The sequence below is a fragment of the Streptomyces sp. CC224B genome (assembly GCF_030010595.1).
GTDB lineage: Bacteria > Actinomycetota > Actinomycetes > Streptomycetales > Streptomycetaceae > Streptomyces > Streptomyces longispororuber.
This window is the reverse complement of the sequence record NZ_JASCXL010000060.1, coordinates 53688-60707: the sequence shown is the minus strand read 5'-3', so window position 1 is coordinate 60707 and position 7020 is coordinate 53688. Positions and strand designations below refer to the sequence as shown.

The following is a 7020-nucleotide window of genomic DNA, read 5'->3' as shown; positions in this document are numbered from 1 at the left end:
CGCCGCAGATGAAGATGATCGCCGCGCTGCGCAACCAGTTCGGCGGCCACGCGGTCGAGTCCAAGAGCGAGCACTGATCCACAGCCCGCGCGGCCCGTCGTCCACAGCCTGTGGGGACAGCGGCGGGCCGGCGCGGGACCGGCCGGACCGCGTGCGCCCGCCGCGCCGCGCGGTCGGGCCCGGCCACGGCGGGCGCACGGCCCGCGGCGCGGACCGCAGTGCGGACCGCGGTACGTCCGCAGCACGTCAGCAGCACAGGAAGCCAGCCGGGGGAGGTCGGCGCACACCATGCACGTCACGCACCTGTCCCTGGCCGACTTCCGTTCCTACGCCCAGGTCGAGGTTCCGCTCGACCCGGGCGTCACCGCGTTCGTGGGCCCGAACGGCCAGGGCAAGACCAACCTCGTCGAGGCCGTCGGCTACCTCGCGACGCTCGGCAGCCACCGGGTCTCCTCGGACGCGCCCCTGGTGCGCATGGGCGCCGACCGGGCCGTCGTGCGCGCCGCCGTCCGGCAGGGCGAGCGCCAGCAGCTCGTCGAGCTCGAACTGAACCCGGGCAAGGCCAACCGCGCCCGGATCAACAGGTCCTCCCAGGTCAGGCCCCGCGACGTGCTGGGCATCGTGCGCACGGTCCTGTTCGCGCCCGAGGACCTGGCCCTGGTCAAGGGCGACCCCGGCGAGCGGCGCCGGTTCCTCGACGAGCTGGTCACCGCCCGCTCCCCGCGGATGGCGGGCGTCCGGTCCGACTACGACCGCGTCCTGAAGCAGCGCAACACGCTCCTGAAGTCCGCCGCCCTCGCCCGGCGCCACGGCGGCCGCTCCATGGACCTGTCCACCCTCGACGTGTGGGACCAGCACCTCGCGCGCGCGGGCGCCGAGCTCCTCGCCCAGCGCCTGGACCTGATCGCCGCGCTCCAGCCGCTCGCCGACAAGGCGTACGAGCAGCTCGCCCCCGGCGGCGGCCCCCTCGGCCTCGACTACAAGCCCTCGTCGCCCGGGATCGTCGCCCACGCGCGCGAGGAGCTGTACGAGCAACTGCTCGCCGCGCTGGACGAGGCCCGCAAGCAGGAGATCGAGCGGGGCGTCACCCTCGTGGGACCCCACAGGGACGACCTGCTCCTCCGACTCGGCCAGCTGCCCGCGAAGGGGTACGCCTCCCACGGGGAGTCGTGGTCGTTCGCGCTGGCCCTGCGGCTCGCCTCGTACGACCTGCTGCGGGCCGAGGGGAACGAGCCGGTCCTGGTCCTCGACGACGTCTTCGCCGAGCTGGACGCGCGGCGCCGCGAGCGGCTCGCGGAACTGGTGGCCCCCGGCGAGCAGGTCCTGGTGACCGCCGCCGTGGACGACGACGTGCCGGGCGCGCTGAGCGGGGCCCGCTACGCCGTCTCCGGAGGCGAGGTGCGGCGCGTATGACCGACTCCCCTGAGACCCCCCGCACGCCCGGGCCCGGGTCCGAGCCCGCCGAGCCCTCCGGCGTCGACCTGGCCCGCGTCGCGCTGCGCGCCGCCAAGGAGCAGGCACGCGCGCGCGGGGACGCGACCCGGCAGAAGAAGCAGGCCCGGCGCGGCGGGCTCCGCTCCGGTGCGCGCGCCGACGGCCGCGACCCGCTGCCGCTCGGCTCCGCCATCAACCGGCTGATCACCGAGCGCGGCTGGGAGACCCCGGCCGCCGTCGGCGGTGTGATGGGCCGCTGGCCCCAGATCGTCGGCGAGGACCTGGCCAAGCACTGCGTACCGCAGCGGTACGACGAGAACGAGCGCGTCCTGACCGTCCAGTGCGACTCCACGGCCTGGGCGACGAACCTGCGCCTCCTCGCCCCCCAGCTCGTCGGACGGCTGAACGAGGACCTGGGCCACGGCACCGTACGCCTCCTCAAGGTCCTCGGCCCCGGTGGTCCCGCGCGCCGCTTCGGGCCCTTGCGCGCGCCCGGCAGCACCGGCCCCGGCGACACCTACGGCTGAGGAGAACCGGCCAGTAGCTCGGGGTTGATCTCCCGAAGCGCTGAGTGCCACTGTGAGCCTCTTGGAGGCCGGGGGCGCATATGGGGAGTCGGCTGAGGCCGGTTCAGGGCGGCACATGCGGACTCAGGTACCGGCAAACCCCCATCACTGTCAGCGCTACCGGTAGACTGGAGGCTAATCCCGCCCCAGTCGTGGGGAGCAGCGGGAGAAGCTGAGCAAGAGCTGAACCAGGCTTACCAACGCAACACGCCGCAGCCGCTCCGGCCAGCGCCGGGAGCTTGGCTTGTGCTGTGCCAGAAAGGGCGCTTCGTGGCCGATTCCGGCAACCCCAACGAGAACATCCCGTCCACTGCCGCCGGCGACGGCGCCGTCCCTCCCGAGGCCGCCGCCGGCCAGGGCCCGGCATCGTACGACGCCAGCGCCATCACCGTCCTCGAGGGTCTGGACGCGGTCCGCAAGCGGCCCGGCATGTACATCGGCTCGACCGGTGAGCGCGGTCTGCACCACCTGGTCCAGGAAGTCGTCGACAACTCCGTCGACGAGGCCATGGCCGGGCACGCGGACACCATCGACGTGACCATCCTGGCGGACGGCGGCGTGCGCGTCATCGACAACGGCCGCGGCATCCCGGTGGGCATCCACCCGGTCGAGAAGAGGCCGGCCGTCGAGGTCGTCCTGACCGTGCTGCACGCGGGCGGCAAGTTCGGCGGCGGTGGGTACGCCGTCTCCGGTGGTCTGCACGGCGTGGGTGTCTCCGTGGTGAACGCGCTCTCCACCAAGCTGTCCGTGGAGATCAGGACCGACGGCTACCGCTGGACGCAGGACTACAAGAGCGGCGCCCCCACGGCGCCCCTGGAGCGGCACGAGGCCACCACGGAGACGGGCACGTCCGTCACCTTCTGGGCCGACGGCGACATCTTCGAGACGACCGAGTACTCCTTCGAGACGCTGTCGCGGCGCTTCCAGGAGATGGCCTTCCTCAACAAGGGCCTGACGATCAAGCTGACCGACGAGCGCGAGTCGGCCAAGGCCACGGCGGGCGCCGACTCCGCCGAGGCCGCCGACGACACCGTCGAAGAGGCCCGCACGGTCACGTACCACTACGAGGGCGGCATCGTCGACTTCGTGAAGTACCTCAACTCCCGCAAGGGCGAGGTCGTCCACCCGACCGTCATCGACATCGAAGCCGAGGACAAGGAGCGCATGCTCTCGGTGGAGATCGCGATGCAGTGGAACTCGCAGTACACCGAGGGGGTGTACTCCTTCGCCAACACGATCCACACGCACGAGGGCGGCACCCACGAGGAGGGCTTCCGCGCCGCGCTGACCGGTCTGGTGAACCGTTACGCGCGCGAGAAGAAGCTGCTGCGCGAGAAGGACGACAACCTCACCGGCGAGGACATCCGCGAGGGCCTGACCGCGATCATCTCGGTCAAGCTCGGCGAGCCGCAGTTCGAGGGCCAGACCAAGACGAAGCTCGGCAACACCGAGGCGAAGACCTTCGTGCAGAAGGTCGTGCACGAGCACCTGACGGACTGGTTCGACCGCAACCCCAACGAGGCCGCGGACATCATCCGCAAGGGCATCCAGGCCGCCACCGCGCGCGTGGCCGCCCGCAAGGCGCGCGACCTCACCCGCCGCAAGGGCCTGCTGGAGACCGCGTCCCTGCCGGGCAAGCTCTCGGACTGCCAGTCCAACGACCCGACGAAGTGCGAGATCTTCATCGTCGAGGGTGACTCCGCCGGCGGCTCGGCCAAGTCCGGCCGCAACCCGGAGTACCAGGCCATCCTGCCGATCCGCGGCAAGATCCTGAACGTCGAGAAGGCCCGCGTCGACAAGATCCTGCAGAACCAGGAGATCCAGGCGCTGATCTCGGCCTTCGGCACCGGGGTCCACGAGGACTTCGACATCGAGAAGCTCCGCTACCACAAGATCATCCTGATGGCGGACGCCGACGTCGACGGCCAGCACATCAACACGCTGCTCCTGACGTTCCTCTTCCGCTTCATGCGCCCGCTCGTCGAGGCGGGCCACGTCTTCCTCTCCCGTCCGCCGCTGTACAAGATCAAGTGGGGCAAGGACGACTTCGAGTACGCGTACTCGGACCGCGAGCGCGACGCGCTGATCGAGCTCGGCCGCCAGCACGGCAAGCGGATCCGGGACGACTCGGTCCAGCGCTTCAAGGGCCTCGGCGAGATGAACGCCGAGGAACTGCGCATCACCACGATGGACATCGAGCACCGCGTGCTCGGCCAGGTCACGCTGGACGACGCCGCCCAGGCCGACGACCTCTTCTCGGTCCTCATGGGCGAGGACGTCGAGGCGCGCCGCTCGTTCATCCAGCGCAACGCCAAGGACGTCCGCTTCCTCGACATCTGAGCCGGTCAGGCACCCCCACGGCTGCTGACTGACGTACGAAAGGATCTTGACCGGCCATGGCCGACGAGAACAACCCCATCACCCCTGAGGACGGCGAGGGTCAGACGGTGCGCATCGAGCCCGTCGGGCTCGAGACCGAGATGCAGCGCTCGTACCTCGACTACGCGATGTCCGTCATCGTGTCGCGTGCGCTGCCGGACGTCCGCGACGGCCTCAAGCCCGTCCACCGCCGCGTCCTGTACGCGATGTACGACGGCGGCTACCGGCCCGAGAAGGGCTTCTACAAGTGCGCCCGCGTCGTCGGCGACGTCATGGGCAACTACCACCCGCACGGCGACGCCTCGATCTACGACGCGCTGGTCCGCCTCGCGCAGCCGTGGTCGATGCGCATGCCGCTGGTGGACTCGAACGGCAACTTCGGCTCCCCGGGCAATGACCCCGCGGCCGCCATGCGCTACACCGAGTGCAAGATGGCGCCGCTGTCCATGGAGATGGTCCGGGACATCGACGAGGAGACCGTCGACTTCACGGACAACTACGACGGCCGCTCCCAGGAGCCGACGGTCCTGCCGTCCCGCTTCCCGAACCTGCTGATCAACGGCTCGGCGGGCATCGCGGTCGGCATGGCGACCAACATCCCGCCGCACAACCTCCGCGAGGTCGCCGCGGGCGCCCAGTGGGCCCTGGAGCACCCGGAGGCCACGCACGAGGAGCTCCTCGACGCCCTGATCGAGCGCATCAAGGGCCCCGACTTCCCGACCGGCGCCCTCGTGGTGGGCCGCAAGGGCATCGAGGAGGCGTACCGCACGGGCCGCGGCTCCATCACGATGCGCGCGGTCGTCGAGGTCGAGGAGATCCAGAACCGCCAGTGCCTGGTGGTCACGGAGCTGCCCTACCAGGTCAACCCGGACAACCTCGCGCAGAAGATCGCCGACCTGGTGAAGGACGGCAGGGTCGGCGGCATCGCGGACGTCCGCGACGAGACCTCGTCCCGTACGGGCCAGCGCCTGGTCATCGTCCTGAAGCGGGACGCGGTCGCCAAGGTCGTCCTGAACAACCTCTACAAGCACACGGACCTGCAGACGAACTTCGGCGCCAACATGCTGGCGCTCGTCGACGGCGTCCCGCGCACCCTCTCCCTGGACGCGTTCATCCGCCACTGGGTGACCCACCAGATCGAGGTCATCGTCCGGCGCACGAAGTTCCGGCTGCGCAAGGCCGAGGAGCGCGCCCACATCCTGCGCGGCCTGCTGAAGGCCCTGGACGCCATCGACGAGGTCATCGCGCTCATCCGGCGCAGCGACACCGTCGAGGTCGCCCGCGAGGGCCTGATGGGCCTCCTGGAGATCGACGAGATCCAGGCGAACGCCATCCTGGAGATGCAGCTCCGCCGCCTGGCCGCCCTGGAGCGCCAGAAGATCCTGCAGGAGCACGCCGAGCTCCAGCAGAAGATCGACGAGTACAACACGATCCTCGCCTCGCCCGCCAAGCAGCGCGCGATCGTCAGCGAGGAACTCACCGCGCTCGTCGAGAAGTACGGCGACGACCGCCGCTCCAAGCTGGTGCCGTTCGACGGCGACATGTCCATCGAGGACCTGATCGCCGAGGAGGACATCGTCGTCACGATCAGCCGCGGCGGCTACGTCAAGCGGACCAAGACGGACGACTACCGCTCCCAGAAGCGCGGCGGCAAGGGCGTCCGCGGCACGAAGCTCAAGGAAGACGACATCGTCGACCACTTCTTCGTGTCCACGACGCACCACTGGCTGCTGTTCTTCACCAACAAGGGCCGTGTCTACCGCGCCAAGGCGTACGAGCTCCCGGACGCCGGCCGCGACGCCCGCGGCCAGCACGTGGCGAACCTGCTCGCCTTCCAGCCGGACGAGGCGATCGCCGAGATCCTCGCGATCCGTGACTACGAGGCGGCGCCCTACCTGGTCCTCGCCACCAAGGGCGGTTTGGTCAAGAAGACGCCTCTGAAGGATTACGATTCGCCCCGCTCCGGCGGCGTCATCGCCATTAACCTGCGCGAGACGGACGACGGTTCGGACGACGAGCTGATCGGCGCCGAGCTGGTCTCGGCCGCGGACGACCTGCTGCTGATCAGCAAGAAGGCGCAGTCCATCCGGTTCACGGCGACGGACGACGCGCTGCGCCCGATGGGCCGCGCGACCTCGGGCGTCAAGGGAATGAGCTTCCGCGACGGCGACCAGCTCCTCTCGATGAATGTGGTCCGGCCCGGTACGTTCGTGTTCACCGCAACGGACGGCGGGTACGCGAAGCGGACCGCCGTCGACGAGTACCGCGTCCAGGGCCGTGGCGGTCTCGGCATCAAGGCTGCCAAGATCGTCGAGGACCGTGGTGAGCTGGTCGGCGCGCTGGTGGTCGAGGAGACCGACGAGATCCTCGCCATCACCCTGTCCGGCGGTGTGATTCGCACGCGAGTCAACGAGGTCAGGGAGACGGGCCGTGACACCATGGGCGTCCAACTGATCAACCTGGGCAAGCGCGATGCCGTCGTCGGCATCGCACGTAACGCCGAGGCCGGGCGCGAGGCCGAGGAAGTCGACGGAGTCGACGAATCGTCCGACGGCACTCCGGCCGCCGGTACGGACGAGGGCACGGAGTCCCCGGCCGAGTAGCGCGAGGAGTGAGTCATCGTGAGTGGAGCCACGGGCGC

Annotated in this window: 4 protein-coding genes; all 4 read left to right on the top strand. The window is 70.1% G+C overall.

Features of this window, described 5'->3' with window-relative positions; genetic code table 11:
- The first annotated feature begins 288 nt into the window (after positions 1-288).
- The 4 genes from recF to gyrA all read left to right on the top strand — a co-directional run bounded on the left by recF (position 289) and on the right by gyrA (position 6982).
- Positions 289-1413, top strand: coding sequence for a DNA replication/repair protein RecF (gene recF, locus QK440_RS23715; protein ID WP_282795203.1), 1125 nt, complete (start codon positions 289-291; stop codon positions 1411-1413).
- Positions 1410-1961, top strand: a complete 552-nt coding sequence (locus tag QK440_RS23710) for a DciA family protein (RefSeq protein ID WP_282795202.1) — start codon at positions 1410-1412, stop codon at positions 1959-1961. Before recF ends, QK440_RS23710 begins: the two co-directional genes overlap by 4 nt.
- A 285-nt stretch (positions 1962-2246) precedes the next feature.
- Positions 2247-4340 (top strand): DNA topoisomerase (ATP-hydrolyzing) subunit B, encoded by a 2094-nt coding sequence (gyrB, locus tag QK440_RS23705; protein ID WP_282795201.1) that lies wholly within the window; start codon positions 2247-2249, stop codon positions 4338-4340.
- Between the two features lie 56 nt (positions 4341-4396).
- Entirely contained in the window at positions 4397-6982 is a 2586-nt protein-coding gene (gene gyrA / locus QK440_RS23700; protein ID WP_282795200.1) for a DNA gyrase subunit A, read from the top strand.
- The last annotated feature ends 38 nt before the right edge of the window (positions 6983-7020 follow it).

Excerpts from the sequence above, each read along its gene's own strand:
- recF (WP_282795203.1), top strand. The coding sequence starts at position 289 with ATGCACGTCACGCACCTGTCCCTGGCCGACTTCCGTTCCTACGCCCAG.
- QK440_RS23710 (WP_282795202.1), top strand. The coding sequence starts at position 1,410 with ATGACCGACTCCCCTGAGACCCCCCGCACGCCCGGGCCCGGGTCCGAG.
- gyrA (WP_282795200.1), top strand. The coding sequence starts at position 4,397 with ATGGCCGACGAGAACAACCCCATCACCCCTGAGGACGGCGAGGGTCAG.